We start from the raw sequence: 14947 nt of genomic DNA, 5'->3' as shown, positions 1-14947 counted from the left end.
AAGTTCTTGTTACTAATAGTAGGTAAGAATAAAGTTTCTGTTTAAGTCTATTATATGCTTATTTTAAATTCAAAATCACTATTTTTACTGCCATAAAAACATAAATTTCTATTTGATGCAATATTGGCTTGTAACCCTCATCCTATTTGTTAGTATCCTGCTGTACTTTTGGATTGCCGATCATTTTAATATCATTGATAAGCCCAACCATAGAAGTGCTCACACTCAGATTACTTTAAGAGGGGGAGGCATTATTTTTCCCGTAGCATTTATTTTCTTTTGTTTGTTCAATCTAAATGAAACTATACAGAATTACTGGTCCTTTGGATTAGGGCTTTTAGCCATTTGTACCATTAGTTTTATTGATGATATTAAAACCTTGTCAAATAAAATAAGACTTTCGGTTCATTTAATTTCGGTAATTCTGCTTTTATATTTTACAGGAGCTTTTAATATAATGCCTATTTGGACTTGGCCTATTTTATTCGTTATGATAATAGGAACTTTGAATGCTTATAATTTCATGGATGGAATTAATGGAATGACAGGGATCTATAGTCTTGTAACTTTAGCTTCATTAGCATATATTAATAATGATATTATCCAGTTTACAGATGAGAATTTTATTATATATCCAATTTTAGCATGTCTGGTTTTTCTTTTTTTTAATTTTAGGAAAAAGGCGAAATGTTTTGCAGGAGATGTTGGAAGTATGGGGATTGGCTTTTGGGTGATAGGGCTTGTTACTCTTCTTGTCATGAGGACCGGTGAATATAAATATATATTGTTACTTTCAATCTACGGAATGGAAGTAGTCCTTACAATTACTGAAAGAATATTATTGAAAGAAAATATTTTTGAAGCACACAGACGGCATTTATATCAGCTTTTTGCCAACGAGAAAAAAGCTTCACACCTGGTAATAAGTTCAGTTTATGCTGTTTGTCAATTATTAATTAATATATTTTTAATTCATTCCGAACTTCCTGTTTGGGTTATTATTTTGATTATATTTATTCCTGCAGGCGGAATTTATTTAGCGTTAAAATGGAAACTGAAAAAGGAATATAATTTATAGAAGCATAAAAATGAAAATAAAAGAAACACCCTTAAAAGATTGTTATATCATCGAGCCCACAATTTTTGAAGATGATAGAGGATACTTCTTTGAAAAATTCAATGAAAAAAAATTTGAGGAACTAACGGGAATGAACGGCCATTTTGTTCAGGATAACATTTCAAAATCTTCATATGGTGTGCTCAGAGGAGTCCATTTACAGAAAGGTGAACATGCACAGGCCAAACTAGTATCATGCCTTGAAGGAAAAGTTTTTGATGTGGCAGTTGATCTGAGAAAAGATTCGCCAACATTCGGAAAATGGTTCGGAACTGAATTGACACCAGAAAATAAGCTTCAGCTTTATGTACCACGTGGTTTTGGACATGGCTTTTCGGTTTTAAGCGAAACAGCTGTTTTTTCGTATAAATGTGATAACTTTTACAATAAAGATTCTGAAGGAAGTGTTATATGGAATGATCCGGATTTGAATATTGACTGGAAGCTTCCGATCGAAGTAATCATACTTTCTGAAAAAGATAAGATGCTCCCTACATTCTCTGAACAAAACTTTTAAATATATTGAAAACCACTCTACTAAAGTGGTTTTTATTTTTTGAGCCTAACTCTTTTATTATTTTGTATCTTTGCACACTCAAAATCAAAACGATGCGCACAAAATCTGTAGGGAAGAAGAAAATTAATGTGGTTACGCTAGGATGCTCCAAGAATGTATATGACTCTGAAGTATTAATGAGCCAGCTGAAAGCAAATGGAAAAGAAGTGGTTCACGAAGACCGCGGAGATATTGTAGTGATCAATACATGCGGATTTATTGATAATGCTAAAGAAGAATCAATCAATACAATTCTTGATTATGTAGACGCAAAAAACAGAGGCGAAGTCGAAAAGGTTTTTGTTACAGGCTGTCTTTCTGAAAGATATAAACCGGATCTTATTAAAGAAATTCCGGATGTAGATCAGTATTTTGGAACAAGAGATCTGCCTATTCTCCTAAAACACCTTGGTGCAGATTACAAACATGAACTGGTAGGAGAGAGGCTGACAACAACTCCCAAACATTATGCATATCTGAAGATCTCAGAAGGTTGTGACCGGCCATGTTCTTTCTGTGCAATTCCTTTAATGAGAGGTGGACACGTATCTACGCCTATCGAAAAACTGGTTTTGGAAACTCAAAAACTGGCAAAAAAAGGAACAAAAGAGATTATTCTTATTGCCCAGGATCTTACTTATTATGGTCTTGATCTTTATAAAAAGCGTGCGCTTGGAGAACTTTTAAAAGAACTTGTAAAAGTTGAGGGGATCGAGTGGATCCGTCTCCATTATGCTTTTCCAAGTGGTTTCCCTGAAGATGTTCTTGATATCATCCGTGAAGAACCTAAAGTCTGCAATTATATCGATATTCCTCTTCAGCATATCAACTCTGATCTGTTGAAGTCAATGAAACGCGGAACTACCCACGAAAAAACCAATGCATTATTAGCTAAGTTTAGAGAAAAAGTTCCGGATATGGCTGTTAGAACTACTTTGATTGTAGGATATCCAGGAGAAACTGAAGAAAGGTTCCAGGAGCTGAAAGATTGGGTAAGAGAGCAGAAGTTTGATAGACTGGGATGTTTTACCTACTCTCATGAAGAAAATACAGGAGCTTATGTATTGGAGGATAATATTCCTCAGGAAGTAAAAGAAACAAGAGTAGAAGAGATCATGGAGCTGCAATCACAGATTGCTTGGAAAAAAAACCAAGAAAAGATTGGGAAAACATTCAGATGTATATTTGACAGAAAAGAAGGCAATTATTTCATTGGTAGAACAGAATTTGATTCACCAGATGTAGATAACACAGTTTTAGTTTCAGCTGATGAAACCTACATTTCTATAGGAGAATTTGCTGAAGTGAAAATTACTTCTGCAGAAGAATTTGACTTGTATGGAGAATTGGTCTAGCAATCTGTTTCTATCGGAATTATTATAATTGTATGGTTTTCGCGCATAATTGAAAATATTAATAAAATTTAACATAATTAAAATAAATATTGATTTAATGATATGTTTGATTTTCAGGTAGTTGTAATTTTGCTTGCTAAAAGCTTTTTATTTTTTTTATATAAAATGAATAAATTTGAAAATTATATCTTAAATTTGCGCAATAAGCAATGTTTTAAAATCAAATGCTTCAATGAGTTGCCCCTTAATAAAGCTTAAAAAAACAGTTAATCTTAATGGTTAGCACAAGTTGGGATGCATCTCCATTTGGAAATATTGATGGAAAATAATGTAATTTAAAATCTTTAAAAACTTATGAAAAAATTTTTATTAACAGCGACAATGCTCGTTGGCCTTTCGGCAGTTTCCAAGGCTCAGACAACGGGGCGTGTAGGTATTAACACAACCACACCAGCCGCAACATTGGATGTAGTAGCCAATACTACCGATAATGCCAGACCTGATGCCTTGCTAGTCCCTCGTTTGTCAAGAGCTCAGTTAGCAGCTAAAGACGCAGCATATACGGCTGCTCAGAATGGTGCCCTTACATTTGTTACCACTTTAGATGGTAGTGCAGCTGGTAAGACAGTAAATGTAATTGGAATTGGCTTCTATTACTATGATGCTCCAAATTCTGTTTGGGTTGCTGTAGGTGGTGGTGGTGGTTCAACACCTCCAAACTTCCAGATTCAGAAAGGTAGACTTCACTCTGTAAATGCTCCTATTACATGGGCACCGGATGATTATTCTGTCGTTACTACTGCTATGGGAGGAACTAGCCAGCTATTATTGCCTGCAGCCACGTCACTGCCATTAAACTCAGTAAGATGTGTATCTGCGAATGGCCCAGGTAACGTGGGTTGGGATGCTGCAGCAGTTCCAGGTATCACTAGAGGAATGAATAGCATACCATCAACGGTAACTTCAGGTGGATCTTTCTGCTTTATTGTAGTGAGTAATGCTGGTGTAAATAACTGGGGTATTCTTTCAGGTAGATAATATAACAATCATTAAATTTTAAACAGATGAAAAAAATCATATTAGCACTGTTTGTATCACTAGGTACATTGGCCAGTGCACAGGCTTTATCTAACGGTGTAATTGCAAACACTTTCCCTAATGAAAACATTTTCTTAGATGCCTCTACAAATAACAATGCTGCAGTAAATGACGGTAAAGGTCTATTGTTTCCTACAACAGATCTAACAGCTTTTACATTTAAAGTAGCTAGTTTAGATGGTATTAACTTCCCATCTGCTTATGATGGCATGATAGTTTTTAATATTGGTGTTGGTAACACGCTTACAAATGATGGTGTTGTTTCTACACCAGTAAGCCGTGGCTTCTATTATTTTGATAACCCTAATAAAAGTACTGATGTTACCGGAGGTAGATGGCTACCAATAGGAGGAGGTAACGCTAAATTTGACGTAACCGCTGCTGAAACAGCTACAAATACATTAGTAGCAAGCAAGCAAGTTTACGCTATTAAAGGAACATTTAATGCAACAGGAAGTTCAACAGCTGTAAATATTCCATCTCCGGCAGGGATGACTGCTTTATATGGTATCACTATCTATAGAGCAGGTACAAACACTGTTTATGACAGAAGCTTGTATTCTTATACAATTGCAACTACTGCAGGAAATGCAATTACAGGATCAACAAATATGTCAGTGGTTTATCCTTCTGGAACATATGACTATGTAATAGAATACTTAAAATAAGATAATACCTTATATTATATAACTTAAACCAATGAGTAATCATTGGTTTTTTGTTTTTATAATATGATGAAGTTATGGTAGGAAAAAATCCTTTATCTAATAGCTTCATTTGAATATAATGAAGAAGAAATGTTTAAGCGGAAAAATCAATTTACTATTTTTAATTAATAGAATTTGAAGTTAACCTTCATCCTGTTGTTAAAACCATTGTTAAAATAAATATAGAGTGATATATACTTTACTCTTATTGACTTCTATTAAACAGTTCTGTCCATTTAATATCATAAAAACTTTTGTTTTTTAGGGAAGCTGTCCTTGCATATTGAATTTTTAATAAAAACATAAAATACTGATTATTAGATGTTTATAGATTACGTATTTTAAGTTTTTTTGAGAATAAGTTAATTATGTTAACTTTTAGCTTGTTTTTTTAACGTTTTTTAACAGTGCTACCTAAAATCCCTGTTAATAGGTACTTACAGGCTTTATTAACATATAATTGATATTCCATTAACAGTTTTTAACATATCGAGTAGGGACTTTACAACATTCCTTATACTTTTGCTCCGTCAAAACCAATAAAATTCAAGATGATGAAAAGATTCATTCTCGTAATCATAATGATGATTTCAACCCTAGGTGTTTATTCTTTTACAGGTAACACATTAGATGCGAAGAAAACAAGTTATGCATCGTACTACCACGATAAGTTTAATGGTAGAAAAACAGCAAGCGGCGAGATCTTTAGTAATTCAAAGTTCACTGCTGCAAACAGAACGCTTCCGTTTGGGACTAATATTAGAGTCACCAATCTGAACAATGGAAAACAGGTGATAGTGAAGATCAATGATAGAGGACCTTTCCATGCATCAAGAGCATTAGATATTTCTAAAGCTGCGTTCGATGAAATCGGGGATATCAGTCGTGGTACCATTCCGGTTGAATATGAAATTGTCGACTAAGTTTATGATTTAAATTAAAAAAAGCCAGCTGATTCAGCTGGCTTTTATTTTATGGCTTTTCTATATATCTATACATTGAATTCCAATAAAGCCGGGCAATGATCAGAATGTACGGCTTCTTTCAGGATTACCGCCCGTGACAGCCTATCTTTCAAAGTATAGGTAGCGAAATTATAATCCAGTCTCCAGCCTTTATTTTTAGCTCTGGAGTTTTGTCTGTAGCTCCACCACGTATAATTATCAGGTTCATTATTGAAAAAACGGAAACTGTCAATCAGTTCACATTCTTCAATAAAACTGGTCATCCATTCCCTTTCCATCGGCAGGAAGCCGGAAACATTCTTTAAACGAACCGGATCATGAATATCTATGGCCTGATGGCATATATTGAAATCGCCTGAAATAATCAGGTTAGGAATCGTTTTTCTTAACTCCTTTATATAAGCCAGAAAGTCATGGCAGAACTGCATTTTAAAATCCAGCCTTTCAATATTGCTTGCAGACGGAACATATACTGAAATTACAGAGTATCCGTCAAAATCTGCACGGATGATCCTGCCTTCATTATCATAGCTTTCGATACCACATCCATATTCAACATGATTAGGTTTTATTTTTGACGCAATTCCGACACCGCTGTAGCCTTTTCTTACTGCAGAATGCCAATAACTGTAATAACCGATTTTTTCGAGACTTTCAATATCTATCTGGTCGTTTCCGGCTTTGCTTTCCTGAATACAGACAATATCCGGATCGGCCGTCTTCAGCCAGCCCAAAAAATCTTTCGTAAAGGCAGCCCTGATTCCGTTAACGTTATACGTGATTAACCTCATGAGTTTTTTATAAAATTTAAAATGTTCGTTATATTTTGATGGATAAATTCAATGATATCATAATCTGTAATACTTATTATGTTCCGGAATGAAGCGTTCCATATTTTTCCAGAGAAATTTTGGTAAGTCAATGAAGTAATAAACATTGTTTTTTCGCTAAGATATGAACTCTTTGAGACTATTAAAAGCAGTTCATAAAAAGAGGCGGCAAAAATCATTCGATTTTTGCCGCCTTAAACCCAAAATTTAAATAAACTATGAAAAAAACTACTTGGGTTCTAAAATGCTGATAGGAATAATACATTCTTCCAGTGAAATTCCTCCGTGTTGGTATGTCTCTTTATAGTAATTCACAAAGTGATTGTAATTCTTTGGATAGGCCAAGAAGATATTGTTTTTTGCAAATATATATTTTGAACTTAAATTTCCTTTGGGAAGGAACAGCTTTTCAGGGTTGGTAACCGCCCATACATCACTGTCGTCATACGTTAAACTCTTTCCTGTTTTATAGCGGATATTGGTCGATGTTTCACGGTCGCCAACTACTTTACTAGGCTTTTTAACGTATACAGTTCCATGATCCGTAGTGATCACAAGTTTATAGCCGTTTTCTGCTGCTGCTTTAATGATTTTCAGTAATGATGAGTTTTCAAACCAGTTAAAGGTAAGAGATCTGAACGTTTTATCATCACGGATCAGCTGGTCTACAATATGATTATCCGTTTTGGCATGAGAAAGAATATCAATGAAGTTGTAAACAATAACCAGGAGATCATTGCTTTTATGCTGGTTGAAATCATCATAAATCTTACGCTCAAAATCTGCATTCAATACTTTGAGGTACTTCATGGATTTAGATCCTAAACCGATTCTTTTCATTTGATCTTCAAGGAAATCACGTTCAAATTCATTCTTATTTCCTTCCTCATTATCATTGAACCATTTCTCAGGAAAACGTTTTTCGATCTCGGACGGCATTAAACCTGCAAAGAAAGAATTTCTTGCATACTGTGTGGCTGTAGGAAGGATACTGTAATAATAATCTTCCGAGATTTTATTGTAGTATTTTGTAAATAAAGGCTCAATAACTTTCCACTGGTCGAAACGAAGATTATCGACCATAAGAAGAAGAACTTTTTCTTTCTCTACCTCAGGCTTTACTTTTTCCTTGAAAAGTGTATGGCTCATCAATGGCTTATCAGAATCTGTAAGCCAGCTTTCGTAATTTTTTTCAATGAATTTGGCAAACTGGATATTAGCTTCCTCTTTTTGTGATTGCAGAAGGTCGGAGAATTCATTATCCTCTACCTTATCAAATTTTATCTCCCAGCTCAGAATCTTCTTATAATATTCCGCCCATTCCTGATAGGTTCTGATATAAGAAAGTTCCATAGACAGGTTTCTGAATTCCTGCTGGTACTGGAGAATTGTTTTCTGCTCAACAAGATTTTCCTCCTGAAGATTCTTTTTTAACGATAATAAAATCTGGTTAGGGTTTACCGGCTTTAAAATGTAGTCAGCAATCTGAGATCCGATGGCTTCTTCCATAATATGTTCCTCCTCACTTTTTGTCACCATTACGATCTTTAAAGAATTATCTTTCTCCTTGATCATGGGAATGGCTTCCAGTCCCGAAATGCCGGGCATATTTTCATCAATAAGTGTTAATGCAAATTTCTCCGAATCCATTAGTTCCAGAGCTTCGTTCACGTTGTTAACAGGGGTTACCTGGTAACCTTTTTTTTCTAAAAATACGATATGGGGTTTGAGTAAATCTATTTCATCATCTATCCATAATATCTTTTCCGACATAATTTATTTTTTTACATGGTTATTGCATCAAAATGTTGACCAATTCCTTTTAAATTCTCACAAATTAGAGACAACAAAAGTTAAATATTAGTTAAATGAAAATCCTGCCCATTATTACTGATATTCAATTCATTTAAAAACCGGTCTTTATATATTTTAAAGCTCTTTCCAGAACTTCATCTTTTCCTTCTTTATCCCTTTTATAGTGGGCTTTATGACAATGTCAGGAAGTATTCCTATCCGTTGTGTTTCCCTTCCGTCAGGATAATAGGCTCCAAGCCCTGTAAAGCAGGTATCCAGGTCCGCAATTTTAAATCTAATCACATCACCGTTAGCTCCTGAAGTATTGCTCCCTATCACTTTAGCTTTTGGATGCTGCTTAAGCATCATAGCAGTGGTTTCTGCCTGGCTTTGTGTATTTTCATCAACCAAAACCACAATATTCCCTTTATAGTAATCCAGGTTTTTTCTGCCGATGCTGTTTTTTGCGCTATAAAATTTACTCAAATAATCCGTCTCCGGGAAATTAAATTGATAATAAATTGATTTTTCCGGAAGAATCATTTTGCTTAAAGGGAAAATGGTCTGTTTAGGATAATTTCTGAGATCAAAAATAATTGACGTTGCAGATTTCAAATCTCTATACATATCGTCCAGATCACTTTTTTCAATAATACCCATATGGACATACCCTGTCGTTTTGTCAGCATCAAGAAATTCCCATTTCTGCTGAACAGCCGGATTTTCCCGGATAATATTCTTGAGAAGATAGGTTTTGGCGGTGATAGCTAAATTTTGTCCGTCACGTTCTATTCTTAAGGTAAGAGAATCATTATTGCTGAAAAGAAAAAGATGTTTCACTTTTGCGATCTTTCCCCAGAAATTAGATGCCGGAACATATTTTCCAAAGCTGTTCACCATTTGAGGAATCGTTCTGCCGTTAACATCATAAATGACATCACCGGCTTTCAAAGGTATTTCTTCATCCAATTTATTTTTGATGATGTTGGTTACGACCAGCTTTCCTTCTGCATACATATATTCTACCGGAACTTTTCTTCTTCCATATTGATTGGCATTGATTATCGGCGAGTGCAGAAAAGCATGAGAATCATCAATTTTTGTCACCAATTCCGCAAGAGTCAAGTGGTAACTTTCATCATTATTGATATCGAGGAACTTTGGGATCATTTCCGTTAAAACATCATTCCAGTTCTGATCCGTCTGATATTTGTACGGAAAAAAATATTCTACAAAATTCCAATATCTGAAAAGTTCTAAAAGACTGATCTTTTTTGAGGTAAATTTTGATCCGTATGAATTTTCATTTTTAAAATAAACCTTTTTTCCTCCTTTTCCGAAATAATGACTGCTGCCTAAATTTCTGTTGTTTTGGATAAAAAGAAGCTGTAAGGTTACCTTTTCATTGAATATCTTTTCATTTCTAATCCAATTCAGATCAAAGTTTCTCAGAAAATAAACTTTCTCTTTGTCTTCTTTTGAGCATTTTTTACATTCATCAACTTTTCCAAGGCTGTTGATCCATTTAGAATAAAATTCGTTCAACTGCTCTTTATCACGGATAGTATTAAGTTCATCAATTTTCTCAAAAAGCTGTTTGTCCCAATCAAAATCCCCTTTTGACACATGAGGATGGTAATATTTTAAAAATCCCCAGACCTTACATAGTGATTCCAGCTTTTGGGTTTCAGACAAAGCCTGTGCGGAAAAGTATAAACTGAAAAAAAATAAAATGAAAAGAGAAATTTTTCTCATTAAATAGAATGGTTATTAATGCTATCAAAGATATATTTTTAAAACAGAATATAACGAAACCATTTGTATAAAATTAGTAGAATTTGTAGTTGAAAAAATAAGAACCACAGATACCTTCACAAATCATACAGAAATTATTTCACATGCAAAAGGGAAAGAGTATTTTGGAGGCTGCGGATTCTTTAATAGCAATTTAATCATGCCTAAAATTTAAAATCCCTAACTTTGTTTACTAATACCAAAGTTTCAATGCAGAATAAGCTAAAGATCATCAACGACCCCGTTCATGGTTTCATCAGAATCCCCCACGAAATTTTATTTGATGTTATAGAGCATCCTTATTTCCAGAGACTTCGAAGAATCGGGCAGACCGGACTTTTGAACCTCATCTTTCCGGGAGCTACCCATACAAGATTCCATCACGCTTTGGGAGCAATGCATTTGATGTTTACGGCGTTGGAAACCCTGCGTCAGAAAGGAATTAAAATTACGGAGGAAGAAGAAAAAGGAGCGATGCTTGCCATTCTGATGCATGATATTGGGCATGGACCCTTTTCTCACGCATTAGAAAATATGCTGATGGACGACTGGCATCACGAGAAACTCTCGCTGCTGTTAATGAATAAGCTGAATGAGGAGTTTGGAGGACAGCTGTCTGTAGCGATCGAAATGTTTCAGGGGAAATATCATAGAAAGTTTTTTAACCAGCTTATTTCTTCCCAGCTTGATGTGGACAGGCTTGATTATCTGAACCGGGACAGCTTTTTCACAGGTGTTTCAGAGGGAAATATTAATACACAGAGGATCATTTCCATGATGAATGTCTGCAGTGAAGGCGAATTAGTCATTGATGCTAAAGGAGTTTACTCCATTGAAAATTTTCTGACAGCCAGGATGTTTATGTACTGGCAGGTATATTATCATAAAACTTCAGCATTGGCAGAGTTTCTTCTAGTTAAGATTCTGGAAAGGGCAAAATATCTGATTTCCGAGGGAATGGACCTGCCTGCAGGGGAAAACCTGAAATATTTTCTGAACCGCGGAAAAAGTTCTGCTACCGATGAAGATATTTATAGATTTACACAACTTGATGACAATGATATAATTCATGCGATGAAATCCTGGCAGGATTCAGAAGACTTTATTCTTTCTTATTGGTGCAGATGCGTAATCCAGAGAAACCTTCCAAAAACGGTTATCTCAACGCATCCTTTCAAGCGAAAATTTATTGAGGAAAAAATAAAAAACACCAATGAATTTTTCGGAATCAATAATGGAAAAGAGCTTGTACATGAGATTAAAAGAAAATTGCTGCCTTATGACACTAAAAAACAGCCGATTTATTTACTCCAGAAAAACGGTAAAAAGATCAGATTAGAAGAGTCACAAGACCAGTTATTGTCTGGACTCATGGTACACAAGACAGCCCGGTATATTCTTACCTTTCCGAGAGATATTTCCCACATAATATCTTAAATAATCTTAAAATTCACGTTCCTAAAATCAAAAAATGTTTGCGAATTATAGAATTTCTTATCTTTGCAGAATATGGAATTTACAGCTTCGCAAATTGCAAGTTTTATTGACGGACAAATAATAGGCGACGAAAGTACGGTTATTACAGGGGTTTCACCAATTGAGAATGGTGAATCAGGACATCTTTCTTTTATAGCACAGGATCGATTTTCGCATTTTTTAAATACCTCAAAATGCTCCGTCATTATTGTTTCGGAAAAACTTATAGATAAAGTTAATTATAATCCTACCTTAATTGTTGTAAAGGATGCCTACCTTTCTTTTCAGGTTTTAATGAATCTCTATCAGGAAATGCAGGGAAGAAAAGAGGGAATCGAAACCGGTTCTTCTATTCATGAGACTGCAGTGATCGGAGAGAAGGCCTATATCGGAGCATTTACCTATGTTTCGGAGAAAGCTAAGATTGGAGAGGGTTCGCAGATTTATCCGCAGGTCTATATCGGTAAGGGAGTTAAGATTGGTAAAAACTGTAAAATCGACAGCGGAGCCAGAATTTATGACTACTGTATTATCGGGGACAACTGTGTGATCCATTCCAATACGGTTGTAGGTGGTGACGGATTTGGTTTTCAGCCTACTGCTGAAGGATTCAAAAAGATTCCTCAGTTGGGTAATGTGATTATCGAAGACGATGTAGAGATCGGTTCAAACTGCAGCATCGACAGAGCAACTATTGGTTCTACCATTATCGGAAAAGGAACGAAGATCGATAATCTGATTCAGATTGCACATAATGTGAAAATCGGGCAGAATAACGTAATTGCGGCACAGGCCGGAATTGCAGGATCTACTACAATTGGAGACTGGAACCAGATTGGTGGACAGGTAGGAGTGGTTGGCCATATCAAGATTGGGAATCAGGTGAAAATTCAGGCTCAGAGTGGCGTGAATTCCAGTGTTAATGATAAAGAAACATTGTATGGATCCCCGGCGATAAGCTACAATGACTATCTTAGAAATTATGTCCATTTCAGAAATTTTACTGAAATTGTAAAGAGAATAAATAATCTTGAGGATATCTCAAAAGATAAAACTAATGAGTGATATGCAAAAAACACTCCAGGAAGAAGTAACACTTTCTGGAATTGGCCTTCATACAGGTAAAGAAGTAAAACTTACCATTAAACCAGCTAAAGAAAATACAGGTTTTGTGTTCGTAAGAACAGATCTAGAGGGACATCCTCAGGTAGAAGCTGATGTTAATTATGTAGTAGCAACAGAAAGAGGAACAACATTAGAGAAATTAGGTGTAAAAATTACTACCTGTGAGCACCTTTTGGCTGCGTTGGTGGGATGTGATATTGATAATGCCATTCTTGAAATGGATGCCTCTGAGCCGCCAATTTTAGATGGATCTTCAAAATTCTTTGTTGAAGCTATCGAAAGTGTAGGAATAGCAGAGCAGAATATTGCCAGAGAATACCTGGTCATCAAAGAAGTGTTGAGCTATGCAGACCCTGCATCAGGATCAGAAATTACCATTATTCCTTCAGATACTTACGAAGTGACTACCATGGTAGATTTTGGAACCAAAGTCTTAGGTACCCAAAATGCTACTCTTAAAAATATTTCAGAATTTAAAGACGAGATATCATCTGCCAGAACATTCAGCTTTTTGCATGAATTGGAAATGCTTTTGGATCACGGATTGATTAGGGGAGGAGATATCTCAAACGCTATCGTGTATGTAGATAAAGATCTTACACCTGACACTACAGAAAAATTGAAAAAAGCATTCGGAAAAGATAATGTTTCTATAAGACCGAATGGTATTCTTGATAATCTTACGTTAAACTATCCTAACGAAGCTGCAAGACACAAATTACTCGATGTAATTGGTGACCTGGCATTGGCAGGAGTAAAAATAAAAGGTAAAGTAATTGCAAATAAGCCTGGGCACTTTGTGAATACCCAATTTGCAAAAAAACTGAACCGACAATGGAAATTGCAAAAGAAAAAAAACGTTCCGGATTTTGATTTAACCAAAGAGCCGGTTTTTGATATCAACGGAATTATGCGCCTTATGCCGCACAGACCACCGTTCTTATTGATCGATAAAATTCTTGAACTTTCAGATTCCCACGTGGTAGGCCTGAAAAATGTCACCATGAATGAGCCTTTCTTTGTAGGACATTTTCCTAAAGAGCCTGTAATGCCTGGAGTACTTCAGGTAGAAGCCCTGGCACAGACAGGAGGTATCCTTGTATTGGCCAGCGTTCCGGATCCTGAAAATTATTCCACTTATTTTATTAAAATAGACAAAGTAAAATTCAAGAGAAAAGTAGTTCCCGGTGATACTATGATTTTCAAAATTGAATTGATAGAGCCTATCAGAAGGGGAATTGTACATATGCAGGGATACGGATATGTGGGAGATACAGTGGCTGTAGAAGCAGAGTTAATGGCTCAAGTTGCAAAAAATAAAGTTGATTAAATGATTCATCAATTAGCAGCCGTAGATAAACGTGCAAAAATCAGCAAAAATGTTATTGTAGAACCGTTTACTACAATTGCAGGGGACGTGGAGATCGGAGAAGGAACTTGGATTGGTCCTAATGTTACCATCATGGATGGAGCCAGAATAGGTAAAAACTGCAGGATTTTTCCGGGAACGGTAATTTCTGCAATCCCTCAGGATTTAAAGTTTGATGGTGAAGATACCCAGGTAATTATCGGTGATGAAACAACGATCAGAGAATGTGTTACCGTAAACAGAGGTACAAAAGCTCTTGGATTTACTAAAATTGGTAAAAACTGCCTTATCATGGCAACTTCCCATATTGCACATGATTGTGTTATCGGAGATCATGTTATCATTGTAAACGGTTGTGGTATTGCAGGACACGTAGAAATAGGAGACTATACTGTAATGGGAGGCCTTAGTGCTGTGCATCAGTTCGGTAAGATCGGGAAACATGTAATGATTTCCGGAGGAACTCTGGTAAGAAAGGATATTCCGCCTTATGTAAAAGTTGCAAGAGAGCCTATGTCTTACGCAGGGATCAACTCAGTGGGTTTGAGAAGAAGAGGGTTTACTAATGAGAAAATTTTTGAGATTCAAAAGATCTACAGAACAATTTTCCAAATGAAGATGAACGTTTCTCAGGCTGTAACTTACATTGAAAAAGAAATGCTTCCAACGGCTGAAAGAGATGAGATCCTTCAGTTTATCCAAAACTCACCAAGAGGTATTGTAAAAGGATACGGCACAACCAAGGAAAGTAATTAATAGCC

Annotated in this window: 13 protein-coding genes; 10 read left to right on the top strand and 3 right to left on the bottom strand. The window is 35.6% G+C overall.

Annotation, left to right across the window (positions count from 1 at the left end; all coding sequences use genetic code 11):
- Nucleotides 1-115 precede the first annotated feature (115 nt).
- From ACMGDK_RS11885 to ACMGDK_RS11860, 6 genes are all read left to right on the top strand, one after another.
- Nucleotides 116-1078, top strand: a complete 963-nt coding sequence (locus ACMGDK_RS11885) for an MraY family glycosyltransferase (protein ID WP_436808153.1) — start codon at nt 116-118, stop codon at nt 1076-1078.
- Nucleotides 1079-1088: 10 nt separating this feature from the next.
- Nucleotides 1089-1634: a dTDP-4-dehydrorhamnose 3,5-epimerase gene (gene rfbC / locus ACMGDK_RS11880; protein WP_436808152.1), complete on the top strand. Its 546-nt coding sequence runs from the start codon at nt 1089-1091 to the stop codon at nt 1632-1634.
- A 92-nt stretch (nt 1635-1726) separates the two neighbouring features.
- A complete protein-coding gene (rimO, locus tag ACMGDK_RS11875; protein WP_436808151.1) occupies nt 1727-3028 on the top strand; it encodes a 30S ribosomal protein S12 methylthiotransferase RimO in 1302 nt (433 codons plus the stop codon).
- A gap of 354 nt (nt 3029-3382) precedes the next feature.
- Nucleotides 3383-4066, top strand: a complete 684-nt coding sequence (locus tag ACMGDK_RS11870; RefSeq protein WP_436808150.1) for a phage tail-like protein — start codon at nt 3383-3385, stop codon at nt 4064-4066.
- Nucleotides 4067-4092: 26 nt separating this feature from the next.
- Nucleotides 4093-4794: a hypothetical protein gene (locus tag ACMGDK_RS11865; protein WP_436808149.1), complete on the top strand. Its 702-nt coding sequence runs from the start codon at nt 4093-4095 to the stop codon at nt 4792-4794.
- 590 nt (nt 4795-5384) lie between these two features.
- Nucleotides 5385-5756 carry a septal ring lytic transglycosylase RlpA family protein gene (locus tag ACMGDK_RS11860; RefSeq protein ID WP_306843391.1) on the top strand — a complete coding sequence of 124 codons (372 nt, stop codon included), beginning with the start codon at nt 5385-5387 and terminating at the stop codon, nt 5754-5756.
- 68 nt (nt 5757-5824) lie between these two features.
- Here the strand turns inward: ACMGDK_RS11860 and ACMGDK_RS11855 are convergent, their stop codons facing one another.
- The 3 genes from ACMGDK_RS11855 to ACMGDK_RS11845 form a co-directional block, all read right to left on the bottom strand.
- Entirely contained in the window at nt 5825-6589 is a 765-nt protein-coding gene (locus ACMGDK_RS11855; protein WP_436808148.1) for an exodeoxyribonuclease III, read from the bottom strand.
- A 267-nt stretch (nt 6590-6856) separates the two neighbouring features.
- Nucleotides 6857-8401 (bottom strand): T9SS response regulator signal transducer PorX, encoded by a 1545-nt coding sequence (porX, locus tag ACMGDK_RS11850; protein WP_436808147.1) that lies wholly within the window; start codon nt 8399-8401, stop codon nt 6857-6859.
- 156 nt (nt 8402-8557) lie between these two features.
- Nucleotides 8558-10177, bottom strand: coding sequence for a S41 family peptidase (locus ACMGDK_RS11845; protein WP_436808146.1), 1620 nt, complete (start codon nt 10175-10177; stop codon nt 8558-8560).
- Nucleotides 10178-10426: 249 nt separating this feature from the next.
- On the opposite strand from ACMGDK_RS11845, the gene ACMGDK_RS11840 reads away from it, so the two are divergent.
- The 4 genes from ACMGDK_RS11840 to lpxA all read left to right on the top strand — a co-directional run bounded on the left by ACMGDK_RS11840 (nt 10427) and on the right by lpxA (nt 14942).
- Complete coding sequence (locus ACMGDK_RS11840) at nt 10427-11653, top strand: HD domain-containing protein (RefSeq protein ID WP_436808145.1); 1227 nt, start codon at nt 10427-10429, stop codon at nt 11651-11653.
- Nucleotides 11654-11725: 72 nt separating this feature from the next.
- Nucleotides 11726-12757: a UDP-3-O-(3-hydroxymyristoyl)glucosamine N-acyltransferase gene (gene lpxD / locus ACMGDK_RS11835; protein ID WP_306843399.1), complete on the top strand. Its 1032-nt coding sequence runs from the start codon at nt 11726-11728 to the stop codon at nt 12755-12757.
- Nucleotides 12750-14147 (top strand): bifunctional UDP-3-O-[3-hydroxymyristoyl] N-acetylglucosamine deacetylase/3-hydroxyacyl-ACP dehydratase, encoded by a 1398-nt coding sequence (locus ACMGDK_RS11830; RefSeq protein ID WP_184158000.1) that lies wholly within the window; start codon nt 12750-12752, stop codon nt 14145-14147. The genes lpxD and ACMGDK_RS11830 overlap by 8 nt, the downstream gene beginning before the upstream one ends.
- Nucleotides 14148-14942 carry an acyl-ACP--UDP-N-acetylglucosamine O-acyltransferase gene (gene lpxA, locus ACMGDK_RS11825; RefSeq protein ID WP_111956625.1) on the top strand — a complete coding sequence of 265 codons (795 nt, stop codon included), beginning with the start codon at nt 14148-14150 and terminating at the stop codon, nt 14940-14942. It abuts the gene before it with no gap.
- The last annotated feature ends 5 nt before the right edge of the window (nt 14943-14947 follow it).

Origin of the sequence: Chryseobacterium hilariae (assembly GCF_051400735.1) — a bacterium.
Lineage (GTDB): Bacteria > Bacteroidota > Bacteroidia > Flavobacteriales > Weeksellaceae > Chryseobacterium.
This window is presented reverse-complemented; position numbering and strand designations above follow the sequence as displayed.

Coding starts and splice junctions, on each gene's coding strand:
- lpxA (WP_111956625.1), top strand. CDS start 14,148: ATGATTCATCAATTAGCAGCCGTAGATAAACGTGCAAAAATCAGCAAA.
- ACMGDK_RS11830 (WP_184158000.1), top strand. CDS start 12,750: ATGAGTGATATGCAAAAAACACTCCAGGAAGAAGTAACACTTTCTGGA.
- rimO (WP_436808151.1), top strand. CDS start 1,727: ATGCGCACAAAATCTGTAGGGAAGAAGAAAATTAATGTGGTTACGCTA.
- ACMGDK_RS11840 (WP_436808145.1), top strand. CDS start 10,427: ATGCAGAATAAGCTAAAGATCATCAACGACCCCGTTCATGGTTTCATC.
- ACMGDK_RS11855 (WP_436808148.1), bottom strand. CDS start 6,589: ATGAGGTTAATCACGTATAACGTTAACGGAATCAGGGCTGCCTTTACG.
- ACMGDK_RS11845 (WP_436808146.1), bottom strand. CDS start 10,177: ATGAGAAAAATTTCTCTTTTCATTTTATTTTTTTTCAGTTTATACTTT.
- rfbC (WP_436808152.1), top strand. CDS start 1,089: ATGAAAATAAAAGAAACACCCTTAAAAGATTGTTATATCATCGAGCCC.
- lpxD (WP_306843399.1), top strand. CDS start 11,726: ATGGAATTTACAGCTTCGCAAATTGCAAGTTTTATTGACGGACAAATA.
- ACMGDK_RS11885 (WP_436808153.1), top strand. CDS start 116: ATGCAATATTGGCTTGTAACCCTCATCCTATTTGTTAGTATCCTGCTG.
- ACMGDK_RS11860 (WP_306843391.1), top strand. CDS start 5,385: ATGATGAAAAGATTCATTCTCGTAATCATAATGATGATTTCAACCCTA.
- porX (WP_436808147.1), bottom strand. CDS start 8,401: ATGTCGGAAAAGATATTATGGATAGATGATGAAATAGATTTACTCAAA.
- ACMGDK_RS11870 (WP_436808150.1), top strand. CDS start 3,383: ATGAAAAAATTTTTATTAACAGCGACAATGCTCGTTGGCCTTTCGGCA.
- ACMGDK_RS11865 (WP_436808149.1), top strand. CDS start 4,093: ATGAAAAAAATCATATTAGCACTGTTTGTATCACTAGGTACATTGGCC.